Raw genomic sequence first — 25321 nt, 5'->3', positions numbered from 1 at the left:
GCATCAGCGCACATGGCGGTACTCCCGCGCCAGACTTGCCGCTGACTCGCCGCGCCAATAGCGGTAGCGCAGCCGCCACATCAACAGCACGGTACGGCACATACCATGTGTTTCCCAGCGGCGTCCGCTGGTGCTAACCCTTGCCGACAGGCAGGCCGGCGCCGAGCGCTGCTTCAAGCGCCGCGATATCTCGATATCCTCCATCAGCGGTTGATCGGCAAAGCCACCCACCGCGTCGAAGGCCGCGCGGGTCATGAATATGCCCTGGTCGCCGGTGGCGATGCCGGTCAGCCTGGAGCGCCAGTTCATGGCGGCGGCAATGATTGGAAGCAGTGGGTGGCGGCCCTCGAGGCGGACGTTGAAACGCCCCCAGCAGCGCTCGCCGGCGAGGGCCGTCTCGATCAGGCGGTCGGCGCCTTGCGGCAGGCGAGTGTCGGCATGCAGAAACAGCAGCCGGTCGCCGCGGCTGGCGGCCGCGCCGGCGTTCATCTGCGTGGCTCGCCCTGCTGGGCTGGTCAGCACCCGGTCCGCCAGTGGCGCCGCGCGCTCCCGTGTCGCGTCGCGGCTGCCGCCGTCGACCACGATCAGCTCGCCGCCGCGGGCTCGCAGCGGCTGTAGCGTATCGAGTTGGGCGGCGATGGTCGCGGCCTCATCGAGGGCGGGGACGATAATGCTCAGGCTCATGACAGCTCGACCACCTGCCCGCCGGCGTCTTCGGCATCTGCGTGGTCGTGGGTGACCAGCAGGCTCGGCAGGCCGGCGGCACGCAGTTGGTCGAACACCAGCTGGCGCATCTCATGACGCAGCGCCATGTCGAGCTTGGAGAAGGGTTCGTCGAGCAGTACCGCCTTCGGCGCCGAGAGCAGCAGGCGCATCAGCGCGACCCGCGCCTGCTGGCCGCCGGACAGCGTGGCCGGGTCGCGCGCGCCGAAACCGGCCAGGCCGATGTCGGCCAGGGCGGCCTCGACCCTGGCCGACTTGTCGGGCGTCGCCCGCGGCAGGCCGAAGCGCAGGTTGCCGGCCACCGAAAGATGTGGAAACAGCAGCGGGTCCTGGAATAGCAGGCCGATGCCGCGCTGTTCCGCCGGCAGCGCGGTGACGTCCTGCCCGCCGAGGAGAACCTGCCCCGAGGCGTGGAAGGCGGGAGCCAGAAAGCCGGCGGCATAGGCCAGCAGCGTCGATTTGCCCGAGCCGGAGGGGCCCATCACGGTGAGCACCTCGCCGGGGGCGACGCGGGCATCCAGCTCGAGCAGCGTTCTGCCCTGCAGGGCGATGTGTACCTGATTGAACTCGAGGCAGGGAGCAGTCATGGCGTTCCTCGCATTCCGCGGCGGTTTGACCAGAGTAGCCGCGGCAGGCCCACGGCGATGATGAAACCCAGCAGCGGCAGGCTGGCCTGGGCCAGCGCCCAGACCCCGATCAGGCGGCGGTTGCCGCCGGCGGCCAGGGCCACTGCTTCGGTGGTAACGGTGGAGACGCGTCCGGCGCCCAGCAGCAGGGTCGGCAGGTACTGGCCGATGCTTACCGCCAGGCCCACCGCCATGGCGGTGAGCAGCGGTGCCAGCAGCATCGGCAGGCGCACCCGCCAGAAAGCGCCGTTGGGCGTGCTGCCCAGGGTCAGTGCAACCCGCGACCAGCGCGGATCGAAGCGCCGATAGGCTTCCGACATTGACAGGAACACGTAGGGCAGCACGAACATCAGATGGCCGAAGATCACCAGCCAGCGGGTGGGGCGCGTGCCCAGTGCCTCCATGACCACCACCAGGCCAAACAGGAAGGCGATCTGTGGCACGATCAGCGGCAGGTAGAGCAGGGTGAGTGCCGACGTGAGCTGGCCCTGGGCCGGCTGGCGACCGCTGCGCTGCTCGTTCTCCAGGGCGGCGAGTACCAGTCCCACGGCGAGTAGCGTCGCCGTACTGGCGATCATCAGCGTGGCGGCCACCGGCCCGCCCAACGCGGGCAGGGCGCGCTGCCAGTGCTGCAGCGTAAAGGTCTGGGGCAGGCCGTCGGGAAAGCGCCAGAAGCCGGCCAGGGAGTTGAGGGCCAGGCCGGCGATGCCGACCAGGGCGGTCACCGCGGCGAGCAGGATCAGCGTCTTGCCGGCGACGCGCAAGCGGCGCTCGCCGCGCCGGCGCTGGCCGCCGGCCACCCAGCCATGACCGAGGCGCCGCACCAGGCACTCGAGCCCCCACCAGCTGGCCAGCGCCGCCAGCGTCACGCCCAGCTGCAGCAGGGCGCCGGCCGAGGCCATGAAGCGCCGCGACAGGTCCGGATCGTTGAACCAGGTAAGGATCGATACCGCCAGCGTGGGAGGCAGCGTTGGGCCGAGGATCATTGCCACGTCGACCACCGAAGAGGCGTAGGCGATGACCGCGAAGACCGGCAGGCGAATCAGCGGGTACAGCGACGGCATCACCACCTTTAGCCAGGCGATGGTGGGGCGGTAGCCCAGCGAACGCGCGAGGGCCACGCGCCGCTCGGCATCGATCTGGTGCAGGGCAGCCAGGCTCATCAGTAGCAGGAAGGGGATCTCCTTGATCACCAGCCCGGCCATCAGCGACAGCCCCCAGGGGTCGTTGACGATGAGCAGGTCCGGCGGGCGCTCCCAGCCGCTCAGGCCCGGCGAGGCGAGTCGTGCCAGCAGCCCCGAGGGGGCGATCAGGAAGGCCAGGCCGAAGGCCGCCGCGGCGTGGGGAATCGACAGCAGCGGCGAGACCATGCGGCGTATCCAGCGATCCAGCCGGCTGCCCGAGGCTGCGGCCAGGAACAGCAGCACGACGCTCAGCGACACCGCCGTGGTGGCCAGGCCGCTGGTGAAGCTGACTGCCACCGAGCGTGCCAGGCCGGGCTGGGCCAGCAGTGCCCGCCACGGGTCGAGGCTGAAAGCGTCGCCGCCGAGCGCCGGCAGATAGCCGAAGGCGGGCAGGGCGGCCATGGCCAGCCCGGCCAGGATCGGCCCCACCAGCAGGGCGATGATTAGCCAGGGGGCGAGTCTGAGCATCACGTCGCCGGTCGATCAGCGGCCGACGTAGCGGGCCTGCCAGGCCTCGGCCAGGGCGTCTACCCAGCTGGGGTGGGGCTGTCCGAGCACCTCGCCGAGTTCGTCCGGCGCCAGGGTGGCGACGCCCAGGTCGATGTCGTCGAACAGGGCGCGATCTGCGGGCTCGAGGGCCTCCAGCGACAGCACCGTGTTGCTGCCCCAGACCACCGGGTCCTGCTTGTGGGCCTGGGCCTCGGGGCTCAGCAGGAAGTTGGCCACCACCATGGCGCCGGCCTTGTGCTGGGCGTTGTAGGGGATCGCCATGAAGCTCATGTTGCCGATCATGCCGTGGTCGTGCACATAGCTGCGCACGCTGTCGGGCAGCTCGAAGTTGGCAATCGCGCCGGAGGCCTCGGTGGTGCTGAAGGAGAGGCCGATGCTTATCTCGCCGTCGCCCATCAGGCGGCGCAGCTCCGAGCTATTGCTGGGAAAGGCCCGGCCGCTGCGCCACAGCAGCGGATGCAGCTCATCCAGGAAGGCCCACAGCGGTGCCGTGACCCCCTCGAAGTCCTCTTCCTGCATCGGCTCATAGAGGATCTCGGTGTCATCGGCCAGCTCCAGCAGCGCCTGGGTAATGAAGGCGTTGCCGAGGAAGTTGGGCACCCGGGCATAGGTGAATTCGCCGGGATTGTCGTGTGCCCAGTCGAGCAGCTCGGGCATCGAGCGCGGGTGGCTATCGACCAGTGCGGTGTCGTAGTAGAAGACCACCTGTGAGCTGCTCCAGGGCGACTCTAGCCCATCCACCGGGATGGTCCAGTCGTAGCGTACCGCCGGGGTATTGTCCGGATCGGTCAGCGGATAGTGGGGCAGCTGCTCCGACCAGGGGCCGAACAGCAGATCGTTGGCCTTCATGGTGGCGAAGTTCTCGCCGTTGATCCAGATCATGTCGACATTGCCGCGCTCGTCGTTGCCGGCCTGCTTCTCTGCCAGCACCCGCGACACCGCCTCGGCGGTGTCGCTGAGCTTTACATGCACCAGGTCGATGTCGTAACGCTCGGCGACCCGGTCGGCGGTCCACTGAATGTAGTCGTTGGTGCGCTCCTCGCCGGCCCAGGCGTACCAGTAGACGGTCTGGCCGCGGGCCTCGTCGACCACCGCCTGCCAGTCGCCGGGGTCAGGGGTGGCCAGGGCGGTGGGGCTGGCGAGCAGGGCGACGAGCGGCAGGCTGGCGGCGAGAGCGTGACATGAACGAGGCAGTGACATCAGCGTTGGGTTCCTTGTGACTGGCTGAGATTGACGTGGGGAGCGGTGGAGAGGGGGCGCCGCGCATCGTCGCCGAAGGCGGCGGCGAGGGTGCGAAACTCCGCGACCATGGCCTCGACCACCGGTGCCGAAAGATAGTGTGCCACGCGGTCCTGCACGTGGTCGTTGAGGGCATCGCTGTTGTGCTGGCGTGACCAGTCCTGGCCGCGGGCATCGCGCAGCGGCGGCGCCCCCGAGGTCACCTGCCACTTGGCACACCAGGTGATCGACCACAGCCACATGGCGCGGCGCAGCGGCAGGTGCCAGGCGCGATGGGCGCGGCCCGCCTCACCCATGGCCTGCTCCCAGGCGGCGTAGGCGTCGAGGATGGTATCGCAGTCGAGCACCGCCTGGCTGTTGAGGTCCCAGGTGGTGGAGGTGTACAGGGTGGCGTGGGCGAGGTCGAAGCCCGGGTAGCTATAGCGGGCCTTTTCCAGGTCGACCATCCAGGCCCGGCCGTGGCCGTCGATCAGGAAATTGCCGGGATGGGCATCGAAGGTGATCAGCCGCTGCGGCGGGCGCTCAGATGCATCGAGGGTGGCGGCGAACTGGTCGAGCTCGTCGCGAATGGCGCGCTCGGCTGACGCCTCGAGGCCGGCCTCGGCCAGGTAGCGCGCCTGGTCGAGTACTTCATGATGCATCGCCGCCAGCGGGTCGTGGGGTGCCAGCAGCGGGGCGCGCCCGGGCGTGTCGGGCAGTGGCAGGCGGTGAATGGCGGCCAGGCTGCGCATCAGCGCCGTCAGGTCGTTCGGCAGCGTGGCGTGGCGGCCCTCGATGGCCGTGACCACCAGCGCGCCGCGGGGCAGCGAGGTGGCCGGCGGAAGGTGCTTGGCCAGTGCCGGCGTTACGCCACTGGGCTCGGCGCGTGCAAAGCAGCAGGCTTCGTAGGTCAGGTGCGCTAACGGCTCCAGGCCCATCTGACTCTGCTTGGGTATGCGCAGCAGCCCGCCGCTATCGCCCAGCCGTAGGTGCCAATGGGCCAGACCGCTGTCCTCCAGCGGCAGCAGCGGCGAATCGGCCCAGGGGGTGTTGGCCAGGGCGCTGCGGACGGCGTCGAGGGAGATCACGGACATGTCGGCGTCTCGTCGCTGGAGGACAGGCCGAGATGAGTGAACCAGGCGGTGCCGTCGACCCCGGCGTTATCGCCGTCGACCATCAGGGCCAGGCCGTCGATGCTGTCGACGCGGTCGCCGAACAGCGTCTCGAAATCCTCGCGCAGGTCACGCACCTCGGCGACCCACTCGCCGACGCGCGCCTCGCCGCCCTGCAGGGCCAGTAGTTGAGCGCGGGAGGTGAAAGCGTTGGGCCAGTGACTGCCGGCCTCCTGGGTCGACGACCACACGTAGTTGACCGACTGCACCTGCCACGGCAGCAGGCCGGTCTTGCGCGCCACGTAGACCCGCCCGGGGTAGTCGTCGCCGTCCTTGGTGGTTTCATCGAGTCCCGGGTAGATGCCGTCGACCTGCCAGCACCAATGCAGGTAGGGGGTCTCGTCGAGGTCGAACTCGCCTTCCAGGTACTTGGCCGACGCCTGCTGGCGTGCGCGGGCCTGGAGCACCTCGTTGCCATCCTTGTCGACCAGGCGGTATTGGGTCTCGCCTTCGAAGGAGCGTGTCGGCCAGTCGATGATATCGGCCGCCTCGAAGCGGATCTCCTGATGGGGGGCAGCGGCACTGGCCAGCACCTGCCAGCCGACGGCGAGGGTCAGAATCGTGCCGGAGAGCGGCAACGCTGGGCGCATACGAGATCCTTGTAATAGCGGTGACACAGGCTCAGTCGCAGCCATCGACGCAGCCTTACACCCTATCATGACCTTGGGGTTGCCCGACGGTGCCATGCGCGGCTTTCAACGCTTGAGGGCAACTGCCGCGATGGGGCAGGCTACATGGGGTTACCGATACGCCGCGCTCCGAAGTCGAGTGAACGAACTTCTCGGCTCGGCATCACATCATTAACGCTAATGTGAGGCACGGGGATCATGTTGACGAGCGCGCACCTTTTCAGCCGTCGATGGTTGCTGTGGGTCAGTCTCTTGAGTCTGCTGGTGGGTGCCCTGCTGGCCTGGCACTCCCAGGCCCAGGAGTCACCGCGCACGGCGCTGGTGTTGACCATAGACGGCGCCATCGGCCCGGCGACGAGCGACTACTTTCAGCGCGGCCTGCGCCAGGCCAGCGAGGACGGCGCCGAGCTGGTGATCGTACAGCTCGATACCCCCGGCGGCCTCGACGCTTCGATGCGCGACATGATTCGCGCCATGCTCACCGCCGACGTGCCGGTGGCGATGTATGTCTCGCCCAGCGGTGCCCGCGCCGCCAGTGCCGGCACCTACCTCACCTACGCCAGTCACGTGGCGGCCATGGCGCCTTCCACGCATCTCGGCTCTGCCACGCCGGTGCAGATGGGTGGCGGTGGCCTGCCGGGTATCGGCGACGATGATGCCGACGACGCCAACGGTGGCCAGGACGATGAGGCCGCCAATGGCGAGGAAGAAGCGGCCAACGGCAACGACGATGCCGAGCGCGAGCCGCGCCGCGGCGAGACCGCCATGGAGCGCAAGGTGCTCGAAGACGCGGTCTCCTACATTCGTGGCCTCGCCGAGCGCCACGACCGCAACGCCGACTGGGCCGAGGAGGCGGTGCGCGAGGCGGTCAACCTGACCGCGCGCCAGGCGCTGGAGATGAACGTCATCGATGTGGTGGCCAGCGACATCGACGACCTGCTGGCGCAGATCGACGGCCGCGAGGTGGTAATGGAGCGCGGCGAGCGCACCCTCGAGACCGCCGACCTGACCATCGAGCGCTTCGATCCCGACTGGCGTACCCAACTGCTGTCGGTGATCACCAACCCCAACGTCGCCTACTTCCTGATGATCATCGGCTTCTACGGGCTGATCTTCGAACTCTCCAGCCCCGGTAGCCTGATTCCCGGCACCATCGGCATCATTTCGCTGCTGCTGGCGCTGTTCGCCTTCCAGGTGCTGCCCATCAACTACGCCGGTCTGGCCTTGATTCTTGCCGGCCTGGCGCTGATCGTGGGAGAGGCGTTGATGCCGAGCTTCGGGGTGCTCGGCATTGGCGGAATCGTGGCTTTCGTGATCGGATCGGTGATTCTTATGGACGCAGACAACTTGCAGGTATCGCTGCCGCTGATCGGCGGCGTGGCGCTGATCGCCGCGGTCTTCATGCTGTGGACCATGACCCGCTTCATGGGACTGCGCAAGACCCGGGTGCGCACCGGTCAGGAGCAGCTGCTCGGCGCCCGCGCCGTGGCGCTGGAAGATTTCGACGGCGCGGGGCGCGTCAGGCTGCACGGCGAGTCCTGGAGGGCGCATAGCCGTACCCCCGTGACCAAGGGTCAGACGCTGACGGTCACCGCCCTGGATGGCTTGACCGTCGAGGTCGCCCCGCAGGATGAAGCGGTCGCCGATTCGCACTGAACGTTTGCAATCCTCAACGCATGCAAGGAGAGACAGCCATGATGATTTCCTATCTCGTACCGCTGGTACTGGTGGTGATGATACTGGCGGCATCGATCCGTATCCTGCCGGAGTACAAGCGCGGCGTGGTGTTCTTCCTGGGCCGCTATCAGGCGGTCAAGGGGCCGGGGTTGATCATCATCATTCCCGGCATTCAGAAGATGGAGGTGGTCGATCTGCGCGTGATCACCATGGATGTGCCTGAGCAGGACGTGATCTCCCAGGACAACGTCACCGTCAAGGTCAACGCGGTGCTCTACTTCCGAGTCGTCGATCCCGAGAAGGCGATCATCCAGGTCGAGAACTTCACCGTGGCCACCAGCCAACTGGCCCAGACCACGCTGCGTTCGGTGCTCGGTAAGCATGACCTGGACGAGATGCTCTCCGAGCGCGACAAGCTCAACGATGATATTCAGGAGATCATCGACTCGCAGACCGAATCCTGGGGGATCAAGGTGGCCAACGTCGAGATCAAGCACGTCGACCTCGACGAGAGCATGATCCGCGCCATCGCCCGCCAGGCCGAAGCCGAGCGCGAGCGTCGTGCCAAGGTGATTCACGCCGAGGGTGAGCTGCAGGCCTCGCGCAAGCTGGTCGAGGCCGCCAACGTCATGGCCGAGAACTCCGCTGCACTGCAGCTGCGCTACCTGCAGACCATGAGCGACATGAGCAACAAGAACGCCTCGACCATCGTCTTCCCGCTGCCGATGGACATCATGGAGGCCTTCAAGCAGATGAAGGCATCGCCTGCTGCCCAGGCGCGTACCCAGGCCTCCTCGGACCCCGAGGCGTGACCTCTCCGGCCTGCCGCCTCGGCAGGCCTCTTTCCCCGCCCCTCAGGTGCAATGCAGCATAAGTTCTGCTAGAATCCGCGGCTCGCATGTGGTCATCGCTACTACCAAGGTCTAACACCTTGAAGCCAATGGCGCGACCCGTCACCCGACACGAGTAACGGATACTCCATCGTGACGACCAGTAGCACCCTCCAGCAGGCCGGCGCCACGCCGCCCTAGCGCACGACTTCTTCAGCGATGCCTTGCTCATCGCCAGGCACGCTTGTGCCTGGATAGCCCCTATTCGCCATCCGGCCGACACCCTCGACTGATCGCAGCGCTACACGAACTGGTGTCGATAGATCCTTGTCGCCTTCGGGCCCGACAACCACCTTCGATTGGACCGCAGAATGTTCGAAACAATGAAACAGAGTTGGTTCTCCAACATAAAGGGCGACACCCTCGCCGGCATCGTCGTTGCCCTGGCGCTGATTCCCGAGGCCATCGCCTTCTCGATCATCGCCGGGGTCGACCCCAAGGTCGGCCTCTACGCCTCCTTCTGCATCGCCGTGATCATCGCCTTCACCGGCGGTCGCTCGGGGATGATCTCGGCTGCCACCGGCGCCATGGCGCTGCTGATGGTGACCCTGGTCCGCGATCACGGCCTCGAGTACCTGCTGGTGGCCACCCTGCTCACCGGGGTGCTGCAGATCATCGCCGGCTATCTCAAGCTCGCCGAGCTGATGCGCTTCGTATCACGCTCGGTGGTCACCGGCTTCGTCAACGCCCTGGCGATCCTGATCTTCATGGCCCAGTTGCCGGAATTGACTGGCGTCACCTGGCACGTCTACGCCATGACGGTGGCGGGCCTGGCGATCATCTACGGATTTCCCTACCTGCCGGTGATCGGCAGGTCGATCCCCTCGCCGCTGGTGTGCATCGTGGTGCTGACCGCGGTGTACATGATCAGCGGCATGGATATCCGCAGCGTAGGCGACATGGGCGAGCTGCCGGATACCCTGCCGGTGTTCCTGTGGCCGGACGTGCCGCTCAACCTCGAGACGCTGTGGATCGTGCTGCCCTATGCGCTGATGCTCACCGTGGTCGGCCTGCTGGAGTCGATGATGACCGCCACCATCGTCGACGACCTCACCGATACGCCCAGTGACAAGAACCGCGAGTGCAAGGGCCAGGGCATCGCCAACATCGGCTCCGGCCTGATGGGTGGCATGGCCGGCTGCGCGATGATTGGCCAGTCGGTGATCAACATCAAGTCCGGTGGGCGCACCCGGCTGTCGACCCTGATTGCCGGCGTGGTGCTGCTGATGATGGTGGTGTTCCTCGCCGACTGGGTGTCACAGATCCCCATGGCGGCGCTGGTGGCGGTGATGATCATGGTCTCCATCGGTACCTTCAGCTGGGCCTCGATCCGCGATCTCAAGAAGCATCCGATGAGCACCAATATCGTGATGCTGGCCACCGTGGTGGTCACCGTGGGCACTCACAATCTGGCCATTGGGGTGTTCGTCGGCGTGCTGCTGGCGGCGATGTTCTTCGCCAACAAGGTCGGCAACATCCTCTACATCGGCTCCGAAGAGGCCGACGGGGGCAGCCGCCGCATCTATACGATCGTCGGCCAGGTGTTCTTCGCGTCTTCCGAGCGCTTCGGTGAGTCCTTCGACTTCAAGGAGACCGTGGAGAAGGTCACCATCGACCTATCCCGCGCCCACTTCTGGGACATTACCGCCGTCCAGTCGCTGGACCGCGTGGTGATCAAGTTCCGCCGCGAGGGCACCGAGGTCGAGCTGATCGGGCTCAATGAAGCCAGCGCCACTATCGTCGACCGCTACGCGGTGCACGACGACCCCGCGGCCGTCGAGAAACTGATGGGCGGGCACTGATTCGATCCCTGCGGCCGTTGCTGCACAGCAGCCGGCGGCCGCGCCATTTTCAATACACCTTAAGAGGAGACTCGCATGTACTTTCTCAAGCTACTCAACCTAGGCTTTGCCCCGATTGCCTCCACCGTGGTGCCGACCTACCGCAGCAAGCGGCTAGAAGACGTCTGCCGGGTCTTCATGCCGTGGGAAAACCGTCGTGCCACGCCGCGCCATGGCGACGCATTCATCGGCGGTGGCGCTCACCACGCTCGGCGTAGCGCCGACCTGACCGCGCGTGCGGCGTGTCACGGCGTGTTTCGTTAAGCGCTACCAACGCTCATTGCTGCCGCCAGGGAGAGGAATATGACAGATCAGGTAATGGCCGCCATCGACGGCTCGCACTTTTCTGAAGGCGTATGCGACTACGCAGCCTGGGCCAGCCAGGCGCTGGCGGCGCCGCTGACCTTCCTGCACGTGGTGGACAACCACCCGCAGGTCGCCGAGGCGGACCTGTCCGGCAACATCGGCCTGGGCTCGCGGGAGCACCTGCTGGAGGAGCTGGCCAACCTCGATGAGCAGCGCGCCAAGCTGGCCCAGGAGCAGGGCCGGGTGATGCTGTCTGCGGCCAAGACCCGGGCGGTCGGAGCCGGTGTCGACGAGCCGGCCACCCGCCAGCGCAACGGCACCCTGGTCGAGACGCTCAGCGAGCTGGAGAACGAGATCCGCCTGCTGGTGATCGGCAAGCGCGGCGAGACCGCTCACCAGGCCGTCGACCACCTGGGCTCGAACCTCGAGCGGGTGGTGCGCAGCCTGCACCGGCCGATCCTGATGGTGCCGGACCAGTTCCAGACACCCAGCCAGGTGCTGATCGCCTTCGACGGCAGCAAGACCACCCGCAAGGGCGTCGAGATGATCGCCAAGAGCCCGCTGTTCGAGGGCATTCCGGTGCACGTGGTGATCGTCGGCGCCGAGACCGGCGACAACCGCTCGCAGCTCGAGTGGGCGCTCGAGACCCTGCGCGCCGCGGGGCTCGAGGCGCAGGGGGCGATTCGCGCCGGCGAGGTGGAGGAGACCCTGCGCAACTACAAGGAAGAGCAGGGCATCGACCTGCTGGTGATGGGTGCCTACGGCCATTCGCGGATTCGTCACCTGCTGGTGGGTAGCACCACCACGGCGATGCTGCGCCGCGCCAGCGTGCCGGTATTGCTGCTGCGTTGAGCCGGTCTGCCGGCAACCGGCGCCCTGCCGGTTGCCGTGCAGCTACCCCTCTCATCGACGCCTATCTCCTTAAGCCCCTTCTGTATTTGTACAAAACTGTCCAGAAGTGCCCGCCGAGCACGCCTCGCAGACTGCACAAACACACACATTCCCCGGATCGTATTTCTTAACTCATTGAAAGTTATGGTATGGCACGACTCTTGCCGTAGTAATGGAAAGAGTAACGAAGAGCCGCCGCTCAGCGTCACCATAACAATCACAATGCGTAAGGAGATCGACCATGAAAGCAGCCGTGCTGCATGCCTACGACGAAAAGGTCGAGCGTCCGGATCTGGTCACCTATGAAGATTGGCCGGACCCCAGTATCGAAAAGCCCGATGATGTCATCGTCAGGATCGGCGGGGCCGGGGTTTGCCGCACCGACCTGCATATCATCGAGGGTATCTGGCGCGAGCACGCACCGATCGATCTGCCCTTCGTCATGGGTCACGAGAACGCCGGCTGGGTCGAGGAGGTTGGCCCCGGCGTCACCAGCGTCAAGCCCGGCGATGCGGTGATCTGCCACCCCCTGGCCACCAACGGCCACTGCCTTGCCTGCCGGCGAGGTAACGACATGCACGCCGAAGAGAGCAGCTTTCCGGGCATCAACGCTCAGGGCGGCTATGCCGACTACCTGTATACCAATGAGCGGGCGCTGATCACGCTGCCGGGCAGCCTGGCCCCCAAGGATGTTGCACCCTACACCGATGCCGGTCTCACCGCCTACCACGCGGCTAAGAAGGCCGCCCAGCATCTAGTGCCCGGCCAGAAGGTGGTGGTGCTGGGTGTTGGCGGCCTCGGCCATATTGGCGTCCAGGTCCTGGCCGCGCTGTGCGGCGCCGAGATCATCGCCATCGATCGCGCCGAGTCGGCCCTCAAGCTGGCCGAGTCGGGGGGTGCCCACCACGCCATCAAGGCCGACGGCGGTGAAGTCGAGGCGGTAATGTCGCTGACCAACGGTCACGGTGCCGAGGCGGTGCTCGACTTCGTCGGCGAGGGTGACGCGGTCAGCAAGGGCCTGGCGATGACCCGCACCAACGGCGGCTACTACGTGATCGGCTACGGCGGCAAGATCGAGATCCCCACCATCGACATGGTCGTCACCGAGAAGCGCATCATCGGCAATCTGGTGGGTACCTACCCGGAACTGGTAGAGCTGATGGCGCTGGCCGACCGCGGCGCCGTGGAACTGGCGACCCGCGAGTACGCGCTGAAAGACGCCAACCAGGCGCTTCACGATCTGCATCACGGAAGAGTGCCAGGACGCGCCGTCCTGATTCCCTAGCCCATTGCAGTGGCCCGCAGAGGCGGGCCGCGACACTCCTTTGCTAGAGAGAGCACTTTCCGATGACAGCTAACAAACCGCTTCTCAGCGTCAGGGACCTCCAGGTCCACTTCAAGACCGACGACGGCATCGTCCCCGCCGTGGACGGGGTCAGCTTCGATATCAACGAGGGCGAGACCCTGGCCGTGGTCGGCGAGTCCGGCTCCGGCAAATCCGTCACCAGCCTCGGCATCATGGACCTGCTGCCCAAGGGCAAGGGCTATGTCGCCGGCGGCGAGATATTCTTCGAGGGTCAGGATCTGGTGAAGATGACGCCCCAGCAGCGTCGAGCCCTGCGTGGCAATCGCATTTCGATGATCTTCCAGGAACCCATGACCAGCCTTAACCCGGTGTTTACCGTGGGTTACCAGATCGCCGAGGCGGTGGCTCTGCACCAGAAACTCGACAAGAAGGCGGCCTGGAACCGCGCCATCGAGATGCTCGACCTGGTCAGCATTCCCGAGCCCGCCCAGCGTGCCAAGGAATACCCCCATCAGCTATCCGGCGGTATGCGCCAGCGAGTAATGATCGCCATCGCGCTGTCGTGCAATCCGCGTCTATTGATCGCCGATGAGCCGACCACGGCGCTCGACGTCACCATCCAAGCCCAGATCCTCGATCTGATGCGCAACCTGCAGAAGGAGATCGGCACCAGCATCTTGTTCATTACCCATGATCTGGCCGTGGTTGCCGAAATGGCCGACCGGGTGGTGGTGATGTACACCGGCCGCGCCGTCGAGGAGTCCGGCGTCTTCGATATCTACGAGCGCCCGAGCATGCCCTATACCCAGGGGCTGCTCAACTCGATTCCCTCCTGGGTTGGCCACAAGCAGGGCAAGCGGGATCGTCTGGTGGCGATTCCCGGCAATGTGCCGAGCCCGCACAATTTGCCGCCGGGCTGCAGCTTCGAGCCGCGTTGTCGGTATGCCAAGGACATCTGTACCCAGAAGGTGCCGCCGCTGGAGTCCATCGGTGACGACCACCGGGTGCGCTGCGTGCGCTGGAAGGAAATCAATGACCATGCCAAGGCAGGAGGCGTCTGATCATGAGCGAAGCAGCACTCAAGCAGGATGCCGACCAGCAGGCGCTCCCCGACGACGAATTGCTCCGCGTCGTGAATCTCAAGAAATACTTCCCGGTTGGCAAGACGTTTTTCATCAAGAATCGGCGCCATGTAAAGGCCGTGGACGATGTCTCCTTCACGGTAAAGAAGGGCGAGGTGGTGGGGCTAGTCGGCGAATCCGGCTCGGGCAAGACCACCATCGGGCGGATGATCATGCGCCTGATCGACCCGACCTCGGGCAGCATCCAATTCGGTGAGACCGATGTCGCCACGGCGGAAGGCAAGGAGCTGATGGCGATGCGCAAGGCGATCCAGATCATTTTCCAGGATCCCTACGGCAGCCTGAACCCGCGCATGAAGGTGGGGCCGATCATCCGCGAAGGCCTCGACGTGCATCGCATGTACGGCATGGCAGAGCGCAACGAGCGCATCGCCAGGCTGCTGGAAACCGTGGGGCTGGGGCCTGCCCACGTCAACCGTCACCCCCATGAGTTCTCAGGGGGCCAGCGTCAGCGTATCGGCATCGCCCGGGCCCTGGCGGTGAGCCCGCAGCTGCTGGTCGCCGATGAACCGGTGTCGGCGTTGGACGTCTCGGTGCAAGCCCAGGTGCTCAACCTGCTGCAGGATCTCAAGGAGGAGTACGAGTTCTCCATGCTGATGATCTCCCACGATCTGGGTGTCGTCGAGCACGCCTGCGACAAGGTGATCGTGCTCTACCTGGGCAAGGTGATGGAGATGGCGCCCGCAGACAAGCTGTACGCCGACCCGACCCACCCCTATACCCAGTCGCTGCTGTCGGCGATGCCGGTCCCCGACCCCCGTCGTCGTGACGACAAGACCCGCATCATCCTCAAGGGCGATATACCGAGTCCGATCAACCCGCCCTCAGGGTGCGTGTTTCGCACGCGCTGCCCGATCGCCACCAAGGAGTGCGCCGAGGTCGTGCCGCCCCTGGAGGAGAAGAGTCCCGGTCACTTCAAGGCCTGCATTCATCGCTGAAACAGCGGACCAGGAGTCAGCACAATGACAACAACGACAGCAACATCTCAGCCTCCCGTTGGCAACGGCAAGCACGATGCCCAGATAGTGGCCCCCAGGAAAAGCGAGTGGAAACGCGCGCTGCGCTCGCTGTATCGCTCCAAGGCGGCACTCGCATCGGCACTGCTTCTGCTGATGCTGGTGATCGTGGCGCTGACAGCGCAGTGGATCGCGCCGCATGATCCGCGGGCGGTGGATATCAGCAACCGCATGCTGTGGCCGGTGTGGACCGACTCCAACTCGAATCCCATCTACTTCCTGGGCACCGATTCACTGGGACGTGACATTCTCAGCCGTCTGATACACGCCTCCCAGATGACCCTGATCGTGGCGGTGGCAGCGGTCATCGTCAGTGGATTGGTGGGGATTTTCATGGGCCTGATCAGCGGCTTCTTCGGCCGCTGGCTCGACGGCATCATCATGCGCCTGGCGGACCTGCAGCTGGCCTTTCCCAGCCTGCTGATCGGCCTGATCGTGATGGCGTTGATCGGCTCCGGGGTGGTCGAGTTGATCTTCGTGATCGCCCTGACTCAGTGGGCCTACTACGCGCGCATCGTGCGCTCCGAGGTGATCAAGGTGCGCGAGACCGAGTACGTACAGGCCGCGCGAGCGCTGGGCGCCGGCAACGTGCGCCTGATCTTCAAGCATGTGCTGCCCAATGCGCTGGCTTCGATGCTGGTGGTGGCCAGCTTTACCCTCGCCATCGCCATCTACTACGAGGCCTCCCTGAGTTTCTTTGGCCTGGGGATTCCTCCCGCAATTCCTACCTGGGGCAACATGATTGCCGATGCGCGTGACGTCATGCTGCGCAACTGGTGGTTCGCGCTGTTCCCCGGCCTGGCGATTACCTTCACCGTCCTTGCCTTCAATCTCCTCGGGGATTGGGTGAGGGATCACTTCGACGTAAAGGCTGAATGAGGAGGTTGCAAGACGTTTCAAACGCAGAAAAGCACGCTAACAGCAATCGGGAGACAACAATGAAAATGCCATCCAAGATGATACGTCGTGCACTACTACCGTCGCTTGCCTTGACGGCGATGGCGAGTGCCGTGCAAGCCCATACGGTTACCTACGTGCTGTATGAGACCATCGATGTCATCGGCGATCCGGTGATGAACGTCAACTACTCCGAGCAGATGGTCTCGAATGCTCTATTCGAGCCGCTGGTGTGGGACTTCGATGCCCGTGCCGAAGAGGGTGAGATGAGTGGTCTGCGCCCGGCGCTGGCCACCGAGTGGGAACCGGAAGGCGACAACGCCTGGCGCTTCAAGCTGCGCGAGGGCGTGACCTTCCACAACGGCGAGCCGTTCAACGCCGAGGCCGTCAAGTACAGCATCGAGCGCCCCTTCCGGGACGATTTTCCCAGCGGTGACAAGTTCCTCGACGTGCCCATCGATCACGTGGAGATCGTCAACGACTACGAGGTCATCATCCACACCACCGAGCCGGCGCCGATCCTGCCGAGCCAGCTATCGCGCAACGGCGCCTTCATCATGGAACCGGGCCACTACCAGGCCATCGATGAGATCGATGACAAGCGCTTCCAGCCCATGGGCACCGGCCCCTACAAGCTCAACGAGTATCGCGCCGACGATCGGGTGATCCTCGATCGCCATGACGACTACTGGGGCTGGCACGACAACAGCAACGTCGAGCAACTGGTCTTCCGCAATATCCCTGAAGAGTCCACGGCACTCTCGGAACTGATCGATGGCAATGTCGATATCATCCGGCTGCGCCCCGACCTGGTGGATAGTGCCGAGGAGGCCGATGGCGTGACCACGGTCATCGGGCCAAGCCTGGTGCGCGGCATGCTGGGCTTCAACATGGACATGTACGAGGAGCTGCGCGATCCGCGGGTTCGCCAGGCCCTCAACTACGCCATCGACCGTGAAGAGATGGTAGATGCCCTGGCCTTCGGCAACCAGGATCTGCAGATGGTCAACGTGGTCAACCCCCCCAATGACCATCCCGACCTCGATCCCTATCCCTTCGACCTCGAGCGGGCCATGGAACTGATGGCTGAAGCCGGCTATCCCGATGGCTTCCGTATCGACACCATCGATGTGATGACACCAGAGTCCTTCGACTATGCCGAAATCGCCGCTGCCTACTGGGGTGCGATTGGCGTGGATGTGGGTGAGGTGCGCCAGCTCGACTGGAGCGTGGTGCGTGAGCGCTGGGCGGCGCGGACCCTGAGCGTGCATGCCTTCGCCTGGTCGGCGGCCGAGAACACACCGGAAACCGATATGTGGGCGGTCCACGACGGGCGCCAGACCAACTCGACCCACTGGGCGACCTACAGCGATCGTTACGAAGAGTGGGAGGAGATGTATCGCGAGCTGTCCTCGACCATCGATGAGGAGCGTCGCCAGGAGCTCAACTATGCGATGCAGGAGATCCTCCACGAGGATCCGCCGTGGCTCTACACCTATCTGATGCCGATCCCGATGGGCGTCAACGAGCGTATCGGCGGCTACTACCCGCATCCTTCGATGCTCGTGGAAGACTGGGCCTCCATCTACGTGAGGGAGTGACCTACCTTGGCGCGGCCGGCACTGGCCGGCTGCGCCTTGGCCACCATAACAAGATAGCTTTCCGGGAGCGCCGTCGATGTTCTACCTAGCCAACCGCGTGGTCCAGGGCCTGATCGTTATCCTGGCCGCCCTGACCCTGGCCTTTCTGATGATGTTCGTCATCGGGGACCCCGCGATGATGTACGTGGGGCCCGATGCGTCCTCTGAAGTACTCGAGCGCTATCGCCGTTCGATGGGCTTCGATCGCCCGATGATCGTGCAGTACTTCGAGTTCATGCGCAGTGCCGTACAGCTGGACTTTGGTGTCTCCTATCGTCAACGCACCGATGTGGTGCCAATCATTATCGAGCGCCTCGGCCGCTCCGCCGAGCTGGCGCTTCCCGCCATGCTGCTGGCCGCCCTGGTCTCGATTCCGGTGGGGGTGATCAGCGCCGTTCACCGCAACTCGATGATCGATTACGTGGCGCGTTTCGTGGCCCTGATCGGTCAGGCCGCGCCCAACTTCTGGGTTGGGATCATGGCCATCCTGCTGTTCTCGTCGGCGCTGGGCATCCTGCCCTCCTCCGGCCGTGCGGACCCCGGCTCGCCGATCTGGACACAGGCGCGCTATATCCTGATGCCGATGGTGGTGCTGTCGCTGATGCCGATGGCCTATCTGACGCGGATGATGCGCTCCACGGTGCTCGAGGTCATCAACGAGGATTATGTGCGCACGGCACGCGCCAAGGGGCTCAGCGAAACCAAGGTGATCTACGTGCATGCCCTGCGCAACGCCTTGATCCCCTACGTCACGCTGTACGCCCTGCAGTTCGGCTGGATACTGGCCGGCTCGATGGTCATCGAAACCGTTTTCGCCTGGCCCGGCTTCGGGCGCCTGCTGATGGACTCCATCCGCATGCTCGATATCCCGGTGGTGGCGGCGGGGCTGACCACGGTGGCCGCGCTCTATATCACCCTCAACCTGCTGGCTGACATGCTTTATACCCTGCTGGATCCGAGGGTCGTGAATCGCTGAACGGATCCGACGCGTCGAACAACCACACGATAGACCAAGGAGAATGATCATGGCGGAACGCGTAGCAATGATCGGAAGCGGCATTATCGGACGTGCCTTTGCCATCTGTTTCTCACGCGGGGGCTACGAGGTCACCCTCTATGACCCCAAGGATGGTGCGGCAGAGGCGGCGATCCCCCTGATGCGCGAGACGGTGGCCGATCTCGAGCAGAACGGTCTGCTCAACGACCGCACCACCGATGACGTGATGAGCCGGATGATCCCTGTCAAAAGCATGGAGGGAGCCGTCGAGGGGGCCATCCATGTTCAGGAAAATGCCCCGGAAGTGCTCGAGCTAAAGCGCGAGCTGTTTACCAAGCTGGACAAGATCGCCCCTAAGGATGCGGTGCTGGCCAGCTCATCGTCGTCGATCGTGACCTCCAAGTTCACCGAGGGACTCGAGGGCCGACACCGCTGCATGATCGTCCATCCCACCAATCCTCCCTATGTGGTGACGATTCTCGAACTGGTGCCAGCGCCCTGGACCGATCCCGAGGTCACCCAGAAGACCCGCGAGCGGCTCGAAGCGATGGGCATGTCCCCCATCACCCTGCACAAGGAGATCACCGGCTTCATCATGAACCGCTTCCAGTCGCCGATCCTACAGGAAGCCTTCCGCCTGGTGGCCATGGGTGTGGTGTCGCCTGCGGACGTGGACAAGGCGATGTCCGAGGGCATCAGCCAGCGCTGGTCGTTCATCGGGCCGCTGGAGGTCGGTGATCTCAACGCGCCCAACGGCTTCAAGGAATATGCCGAGAAGTACGAGGCCATGAACCGCAATATCGCAATGGAACAGCGCGACCTGGTGCCCTGGGCTGGGCCGCTACTGGACTACATCGACAAGAGTTTTCGCGAACGCGTGCCCATGGATCAGCACAAGGCGCGTCAGCAGTGGCGTGACCGCCGCCTGATGGCACTGGCGGTTCACAAGAAGTGGGCCAACGAGAACATCAAATAGCCGAGTGAGGAGCAAGCAATGCGACTGGTACATACCATGATACGTGTCGAAGACCTGGACGAGTCCATCGACTTCTACACCCAGAAGATAGGCCTCGAGCTCGTCGCTAGGGAGGAGTTGCCCGGCAACGATGCCACCATCGCCTTTCTGCGCGAGCCCAAGAGCGGTCATGAGATCGAGCTGACCTACAACCACGACGGGCGCTCCTACGACCTGGGCGATGGTTACGGCCACATGGCCTTCGACGTGGTCAGCGTCGACGATACCTATGAGGAGTGGAAGTCACGTGGCGTTGAGTTCTCGCTGCCGCCCAAGACCATGCAGAACGGCATGCGCATCGCCTTTGCCGTAGACCCCACGGGCTACAAGCTCGAGCTGCGCGAGATGCCGGAAACGGCCTGAGGGCAGGCCTTTGATAGCGCCCTTCCTGACCGCAAGGGCGCTATCGACAATTCTCGGTGCGTGCAAGGAGAACACAGTGGCGCAATATCTGACCGACTTTTCCGACTATCCCAGCGGCGAGCCGCCGGCCGATTGGCGGGATGCCTGGATTCCCGGCGGGCATCGCCTCGAGGTCCAGGACGCAGCGGATGCCATCGGCGGCAAACTGCTGCGGCACCGCATTGATACCAACAACCGGCGCGCCTGGGCCTGGGAGCGAGTGCCTCGGGGAGCCGTGAGCTATGAGGTGCTGACCCGCATGCGCAGCACCAGCGGCGATTCGCGTTTCGGTGTCATCGTGCGCGGTGACGGCGAGGGCGAGCGCGGCACCGAGCAGGGCATCACCTGCGAGTGCTTCAAGGGCGCTAACCACGGCCTGGTGGAGTATGAAGCGCCCAAGCTCGAGCAGCGCCAGACCCTGTTTCTGGTTGCTTACAACCCTGAGGGCGAGGCCGAACGCGGCCCGCAACGCCCCCACGGCGTGGCCAGAATCTGGGGCGAGAGCTTCTTCCCCTGGCAGCCCGATGCCTGGTGCTGGCTGCGCGTTCGGGTCGAGGCCGAGGGCGGTGCCTTGCAGGTCAAGGCCAAGGGGTGGCGGGACGGTGAGGCCGAGCCGGACTGGTGGCACTACGAGGTGGCGGATATCGAACCGGAGCGTGTCGGCGCCAACGGCTGGGTCGGCATCACCGGCCAGCGCGAGCCAGGTATTCGCGAGTATGACGTCTTTTCGGTAGGCACCGATGGCGACGCCGCACCGCTGCCCGGTGAGACAACTTGAATCTCGGTTTAGGTGTCGTCAATCACTTACATCCTTGGTTGGACTCTTCTGCCGCGAACATGGTTAACTTTGAATGAAGTTGGATCCTTCAAGAATGTTATTTAATAACAATAACAATCATCGCCAGTGGCACACTGTGCTGCCGGCGTATCGGGAGGAGTGCGCCATGCTATCCAGCGATAACCACCATCGACACGCGTCGTTGGCACGCGACAACCAGAGTGCCATCGGCATCACGTCAGCCAGTACGACATACAATGAGTTACCGCAGGAGGCGTTGATCGAGGCGTCGTGGCGACGCTGCCAGGCGGTGGGCCTCTCGCCGCAGGATGAACCGGAACTCAACTATGTGGCCAAGGACGTGCTGTGCGCAGAGCGCGAGCGACTCAACGTGATACGTCGTATCGCCAGGGCCGAACTCGATCTTCTCTATGGCCAGATCGCCGGGACGCGCTTTGCGGTGGCGCTGGCCAACGAGACCGGCTTGATCATGGATGCGCGGGCCGACAGCGATTTCAAGCGCGTTGCGCGGCAGCGCAATATTCGCCTCGGCTCGCTGTGGCAGGAGTCTCTCCAAGGCACTAATGCCCTCGGCACCTGTGCGCTGGTCAAGCAGCCGGTGCTGGTGCATGCCGGCGAGCACTATCTCGATCGTTACAAGACGCTGACCTGTGCTGCGGCTCCGGTATTTGATCCCGACGGCAATATCATCGCGATTCTCGATGCCTCGTCCGACTCCTGCCCGCGGCCACCGCACACCCTGGCGCTGGTCAATTTCTCGGCCAAGAACATCGAGATGGGCTACTTCCGCGAGCGTTATCAGCAGCATCTCATCCTATCGTTTCATAGCCGGCGTGAGTATCGCTACACCGTCAGTGCCGGGCTGGTTGCGCTGACCCCTGACGGGCACTTGCTGGCCGCCAACCGTCAGGCACTGTTCATCCTCGACGGAATGGGGGTCTCCCGTGACAGCCACTTCAATGACCTCTTCACCACCCCCTTTGGCGAGGTGATCGACAAGGTGTTGGCCACCGGCGAGACCATGGTCGCCGACCATGTGGGGAGCCACTACTTCCTGGCGGTGGAGAATACCAACGTGCTGCAGACCACGCACACCCTTCAGTCGCGTGGCGACGCCTCCAGCGATTGTGATTCCAGGGGTGCCGACAGCACCGAACCCGAGCCGGAACCTTGCCCGAACGCGCGTTTCGTGGCCAACGACCCACAGCTGCTCGAGCAGCTGAAGTACTTGAAAAATGCGGTCAAGCGCACCTTGCCGATTCTGATTACCGGCGAGACCGGCACCGGCAAGGAGGTGTTCGCAAAGTATATCCATCAGGCCAGCGGCCGCGAGGGGCAATTCGTACCGGTGAACTGTGGGGCGATCCCGGAGAACCTCGTCGAATCCGAACTGTTTGGGTATGTCGATGGCGCCTTTACCGGATCGCGAAAGGGCGGCGCCAACGGGCTTTTCCATCAGGCGAATGGCGGTACCATCTTTTTGGATGAGCTGGGCGAACTGCCGCTGGCGACTCAGGTCAAGTTGCTCCGCGTGCTGGACAATCGACGCTATCGCCCGGTGGGTGGAACCACGGATATCGATGTCGACATCCAGGTGGTAGCGGCCACCAATGCCAACCTGCAAGAGTCGGTTCAGGCGGGTGACTTTCGCTCCGACCTGTTCTACCGCCTGAGCACGATTTCCATCCAGTTGCCCAATATTCGTGAGCGTGCGGACTTTGCCGAGCTGGCCAGGCATATCCTGGGCAAGATCGACCCCGAGGTCACGCTTTCGCGCTGCGGCCTCGATGAACTCCACCGTCATGACTGGCCCGGCAATATCCGTGAACTGCGTAACTTTCTCACGCGTCTCGTGGTGTTGAACGACGAGAGCAAGATCACCCGCAAGCATGTCCTGGCAACCTTCGAGATGGAAACGCTGGTGGGGATTCCCGATCCGGCGCGCCAGCGTCAGACAGCGCCGCCAGGCCGCCAGGAGAAGTACGCTTCGTCAACGCCGCCAAGCGGTGCCGCTGACACTCGCCAGCGACTGCTCGCCGAGCAGATCCTGCAAGCCTGCCAGCGGCACATGTACAACGTCTCCAAGGTGGCACGCGAGGTCGGGGTCTCGCGCAGCACCGTTTATAAATACCTGAAACAGCGGCCTTGAGATATCAAGTGCCAGGCCTCCCGATAACGACAACATCGAGGTAATCCCATGCGTTATAGACGATTCGGCAACACCGACCTGGAACTCTCAGAGCTCTGCTTCGGCGCGATGCGCTTCACCAGTACAGCGGACCACGTGACGCTTCCCGGCGAGCGCAGCCAGGCCGAGGCGGAGCAGCAGAACCGCGAGGGGCGCCGGGCCCTCGAGGCAGCCCTCGATGCAGGCGTCAACTGTATCCACTCCAGCGGCGATTATGGCACGCGTTGGATGCTCAGCGAGATACTCGCTCGGCACACCAAGCGCCACGACATCCACCATGTGATCAAGATGACCACGCCCGACTACGAGGAGGGGCAGGTCGATCCCCGGGTGCTGCGGGACAGCGTCGAGGAGGCGCTGCGCGACCTGCATACCGACCGCATCGCCGTGGTCCAGCACCTTCAGCGCGGCCCCCACGTGCCCAAGGTCGAGGCCTACGCGGCTGAGGGCGACGCGCGACGCATCGGCGCGCTGCCGGCGATACTCGAACCGCTCGTCGAGACCTTCGATGCGCTCAAGCGCGAAGGCAAGGTGGGCCACTTCATCACCTTCCCGCATACCATGGGCTACGCCCGGGCGGCGCTGGACACCGACGCCTATGCTGGCGTGGCGCACTTCTTCAATGTCATCGAGCCCGAGGCACTGCCGATTCTCGATCGCCTGGCGCAGGAGGGCCGGGGATTTTTGGCCATTCGCCCGCTGCTGCAGGGCATGTTGACCGACAAGCGAGTCCAGCGCGAGGGCCTGCCGGCAGACGACCTCAAGCACCGCGCCGGCTGGGATTCGCGCTACGCCCTGCTCGACAAGATCCGTGCGCACATCGGCGAGCCGGACGGCGGTTGGACCGACTTCGCGCTCAAGTTCGCCCTGGCGCACCCAGCGGTGACCTCGCTGGTGGTCAGCGCCAACAACGAGCGTCAGGTCGAGGCGATGCTGGCGGCCTGCGACGGCAACTATCCCGAGCGCGACCTGCTCGACCAGGTGTACGCACTGGTCGAGGAGGTGGGCATGCCGCCCAAGGCCGACCTGTTCGGACTCTAACAGCCAAGGCGCTTCTGGAGGTGTTCCTATGCTGTGGCTCACCGTACTGTCGGCGCTGTTCAGCTATATCGCCGTGACCCAGGCGGTCAAGCGCAACCGCGCCGGCCGCCAGTGGTTCCACTGGGGCTTCAGTGCGCTGTTTGCGATCTCGGGCCTGCTCTTTTCACTGGCGGCGTTGACGTCGCCAGGGGTGGCGCCTGTTTCGTAACGATCCATGCGCTGGGATTCCACAAGTCGATGGTGTAGAACGAGTGGATATGGCAGCAACATGATGCTCGACGCCGAGCGCCAACCCACGCCAGTTCGGGACACGACACGATGACAGATCAGGTAATGGCCGCCATCGACGGCTCGCACTTTTCTGAAGGCGTATGCGACTACGCAGCCTGGGCCAGCCAGGCGCTGGCGGCGCCGCTGACCTTCCTGCACGTGGTGGACAACCACCCGCAGGTCGCCGAGGCGGACCTGTCCGGCAACATCGGCCTGGGCTCGCGGGAGCACCTGCTGGAGGAGCTGGCCAACCTCGATGAGCAGCGCGCCAAGCTGGCCCAGGAGCAGGGCCGGGTGATGCTGTCTGCGGCCAAGACCCGGGCGGTCGGAGCCGGTGTCGACGAGCCGGCCACCCGCCAGCGCAACGGCACCCTGGTCGAGACGCTCAGCGAGCTGGAGAACGAGATCCGCCTGCTGGTGATCGGCAAGCGCGGCGAGACCGCTCACCAGGCCGTCGACCACCTGGGCTCGAACCTCGAGCGGGTGGTGCGCAGCCTGCACCGGCCGATCCTGATGGTGCCGGACCAGTTCCAGACACCCAGCCAGGTGCTGATCGCCTTCGACGGCAGCAAGACCACCCGCAAGGGCGTCGAGATGATCGCCAAGAGCCCGCTGTTCGAGGGCATTCCGGTGCACGTGGTGATCGTCGGCGCCGAGACCGGCGACAACCGCTCGCAGCTCGAGTGGGCGCTCGAGACCCTGCGCGCCGCGGGGCTCGAGGCGCAGGGGGCGATTCGCGCCGGCGAGGTGGAGGAGACCCTGCGCAACTACAAGGAAGAGCAGGGCATCGACCTGCTGGTGATGGGTGCCTACGGCCATTCGCGGATTCGTCACCTGCTGGTGGGCAGCACCACCACGGCGATGCTGCGCCGCGCCAGCGTGCCGGTATTGCTGCTGCGCTGAGCCCCCCGGACGTTTCAATACGTCATTGGCGGCATGCT

Annotated in this window: 24 protein-coding genes; 18 read left to right on the top strand and 6 right to left on the bottom strand. The window is 64.6% G+C overall.

Annotated features, from left to right (window positions below):
- Positions 1-3 precede the first annotated feature (3 nt).
- Genes BWR19_14425 through BWR19_14400 form a run of 6 tightly spaced genes read right to left on the bottom strand, consistent with a single transcriptional unit; the run spans position 4 to position 5966 of the window.
- Complete coding sequence (locus BWR19_14425; protein ID APX94032.1) at positions 4-684, bottom strand: glycosyl transferase; 681 nt, start codon at positions 682-684, stop codon at positions 4-6.
- Positions 681-1310 (bottom strand): ABC transporter ATP-binding protein, encoded by a 630-nt coding sequence (locus BWR19_14420; GenBank protein ID APX94031.1) that lies wholly within the window; start codon positions 1308-1310, stop codon positions 681-683. The genes BWR19_14425 and BWR19_14420 overlap by 4 nt, the downstream gene beginning before the upstream one ends.
- Positions 1307-3001, bottom strand: coding sequence for an ABC transporter permease (locus BWR19_14415; protein APX94030.1), 1695 nt, complete (start codon positions 2999-3001; stop codon positions 1307-1309). The genes BWR19_14420 and BWR19_14415 overlap by 4 nt, the downstream gene beginning before the upstream one ends.
- Before the next feature lie 15 nt (positions 3002-3016).
- The gene (locus tag BWR19_14410; GenBank protein ID APX94029.1) at positions 3017-4243 is read right to left on the bottom strand and encodes an ABC transporter substrate-binding protein; all 1227 of its coding nucleotides are present in this window, start codon (positions 4241-4243) and stop codon (positions 3017-3019) included.
- On the bottom strand, positions 4243-5355 hold the full coding sequence (locus BWR19_14405) for a hypothetical protein (GenBank protein ID APX94028.1): 1113 nt from the start codon (positions 5353-5355) through the stop codon (positions 4243-4245). Before BWR19_14405 ends, BWR19_14410 begins: the two co-directional genes overlap by 1 nt.
- Positions 5346-5966, bottom strand: a complete 621-nt coding sequence (locus tag BWR19_14400) for a hypothetical protein (GenBank protein APX95042.1) — start codon at positions 5964-5966, stop codon at positions 5346-5348. Before BWR19_14400 ends, BWR19_14405 begins: the two co-directional genes overlap by 10 nt.
- A gap of 294 nt (positions 5967-6260) precedes the next feature.
- On the opposite strand from BWR19_14400, the gene BWR19_14395 reads away from it, so the two are divergent.
- The 18 genes from BWR19_14395 to BWR19_14310 all read left to right on the top strand — a co-directional run bounded on the left by BWR19_14395 (position 6261) and on the right by BWR19_14310 (position 25283).
- Positions 6261-7718, top strand: a complete 1458-nt coding sequence (locus BWR19_14395) for a serine protease (protein ID APX94027.1) — start codon at positions 6261-6263, stop codon at positions 7716-7718.
- 38 nt (positions 7719-7756) lie between these two features.
- Positions 7757-8551 (top strand): hypothetical protein, encoded by a 795-nt coding sequence (locus tag BWR19_14390; GenBank protein ID APX94026.1) that lies wholly within the window; start codon positions 7757-7759, stop codon positions 8549-8551.
- Positions 8552-8940: 389 nt separating this feature from the next.
- Positions 8941-10431, top strand: coding sequence for a sodium-independent anion transporter (locus BWR19_14385; protein ID APX94025.1), 1491 nt, complete (start codon positions 8941-8943; stop codon positions 10429-10431).
- A 75-nt stretch (positions 10432-10506) separates the two neighbouring features.
- On the top strand, positions 10507-10734 hold the full coding sequence (locus tag BWR19_14380; protein ID APX94024.1) for a hypothetical protein: 228 nt from the start codon (positions 10507-10509) through the stop codon (positions 10732-10734).
- Between the two features lie 39 nt (positions 10735-10773).
- A complete protein-coding gene (locus BWR19_14375; protein APX94023.1) occupies positions 10774-11628 on the top strand; it encodes a universal stress protein UspA in 855 nt (284 codons plus the stop codon).
- 280 nt (positions 11629-11908) lie between these two features.
- Positions 11909-12952 (top strand): D-arabinose dehydrogenase, encoded by a 1044-nt coding sequence (locus BWR19_14370; GenBank protein ID APX94022.1) that lies wholly within the window; start codon positions 11909-11911, stop codon positions 12950-12952.
- 62 nt (positions 12953-13014) lie between these two features.
- The gene (gene dppD, locus BWR19_14365; GenBank protein ID APX94021.1) at positions 13015-14034 is read left to right on the top strand and encodes a dipeptide ABC transporter ATP-binding protein DppD; all 1020 of its coding nucleotides are present in this window, start codon (positions 13015-13017) and stop codon (positions 14032-14034) included.
- A 2-nt stretch (positions 14035-14036) separates the two neighbouring features.
- A complete protein-coding gene (locus BWR19_14360) occupies positions 14037-15053 on the top strand; it encodes a peptide ABC transporter ATP-binding protein (protein APX94020.1) in 1017 nt (338 codons plus the stop codon).
- 24 nt (positions 15054-15077) lie between these two features.
- A complete protein-coding gene (locus BWR19_14355; GenBank protein APX94019.1) occupies positions 15078-16010 on the top strand; it encodes a hypothetical protein in 933 nt (310 codons plus the stop codon).
- Between the two features lie 119 nt (positions 16011-16129).
- Positions 16130-17629, top strand: coding sequence for a hypothetical protein (locus tag BWR19_14350; GenBank protein ID APX94018.1), 1500 nt, complete (start codon positions 16130-16132; stop codon positions 17627-17629).
- 76 nt (positions 17630-17705) lie between these two features.
- Positions 17706-18644: a hypothetical protein gene (locus BWR19_14345; GenBank protein ID APX94017.1), complete on the top strand. Its 939-nt coding sequence runs from the start codon at positions 17706-17708 to the stop codon at positions 18642-18644.
- Positions 18645-18687: 43 nt separating this feature from the next.
- Positions 18688-19641 (top strand): hypothetical protein, encoded by a 954-nt coding sequence (locus tag BWR19_14340; GenBank protein APX94016.1) that lies wholly within the window; start codon positions 18688-18690, stop codon positions 19639-19641.
- Between the two features lie 18 nt (positions 19642-19659).
- Positions 19660-20043: a hypothetical protein gene (locus BWR19_14335; protein ID APX94015.1), complete on the top strand. Its 384-nt coding sequence runs from the start codon at positions 19660-19662 to the stop codon at positions 20041-20043.
- A gap of 76 nt (positions 20044-20119) precedes the next feature.
- Positions 20120-20860, top strand: coding sequence for a hypothetical protein (locus BWR19_14330; protein ID APX94014.1), 741 nt, complete (start codon positions 20120-20122; stop codon positions 20858-20860).
- Between the two features lie 202 nt (positions 20861-21062).
- Positions 21063-23030, top strand: a complete 1968-nt coding sequence (locus tag BWR19_14325) for a hypothetical protein (protein ID APX95041.1) — start codon at positions 21063-21065, stop codon at positions 23028-23030.
- A 48-nt stretch (positions 23031-23078) separates the two neighbouring features.
- Positions 23079-24110: a hypothetical protein gene (locus BWR19_14320; protein APX94013.1), complete on the top strand. Its 1032-nt coding sequence runs from the start codon at positions 23079-23081 to the stop codon at positions 24108-24110.
- Positions 24111-24138: 28 nt separating this feature from the next.
- A complete protein-coding gene (locus BWR19_14315) occupies positions 24139-24318 on the top strand; it encodes a hypothetical protein (protein ID APX94012.1) in 180 nt (59 codons plus the stop codon).
- 110 nt (positions 24319-24428) lie between these two features.
- Positions 24429-25283: a universal stress protein UspA gene (locus BWR19_14310; protein ID APX94011.1), complete on the top strand. Its 855-nt coding sequence runs from the start codon at positions 24429-24431 to the stop codon at positions 25281-25283.
- Positions 25284-25321 lie beyond the last annotated feature (38 nt).

It is taken from the genome of Halomonas sp. 1513 (assembly GCA_001971685.1).
Taxonomy (GTDB): Bacteria; Pseudomonadota; Gammaproteobacteria; order Pseudomonadales; family Halomonadaceae; genus Franzmannia.
This window is presented reverse-complemented; position numbering and strand designations above follow the sequence as displayed.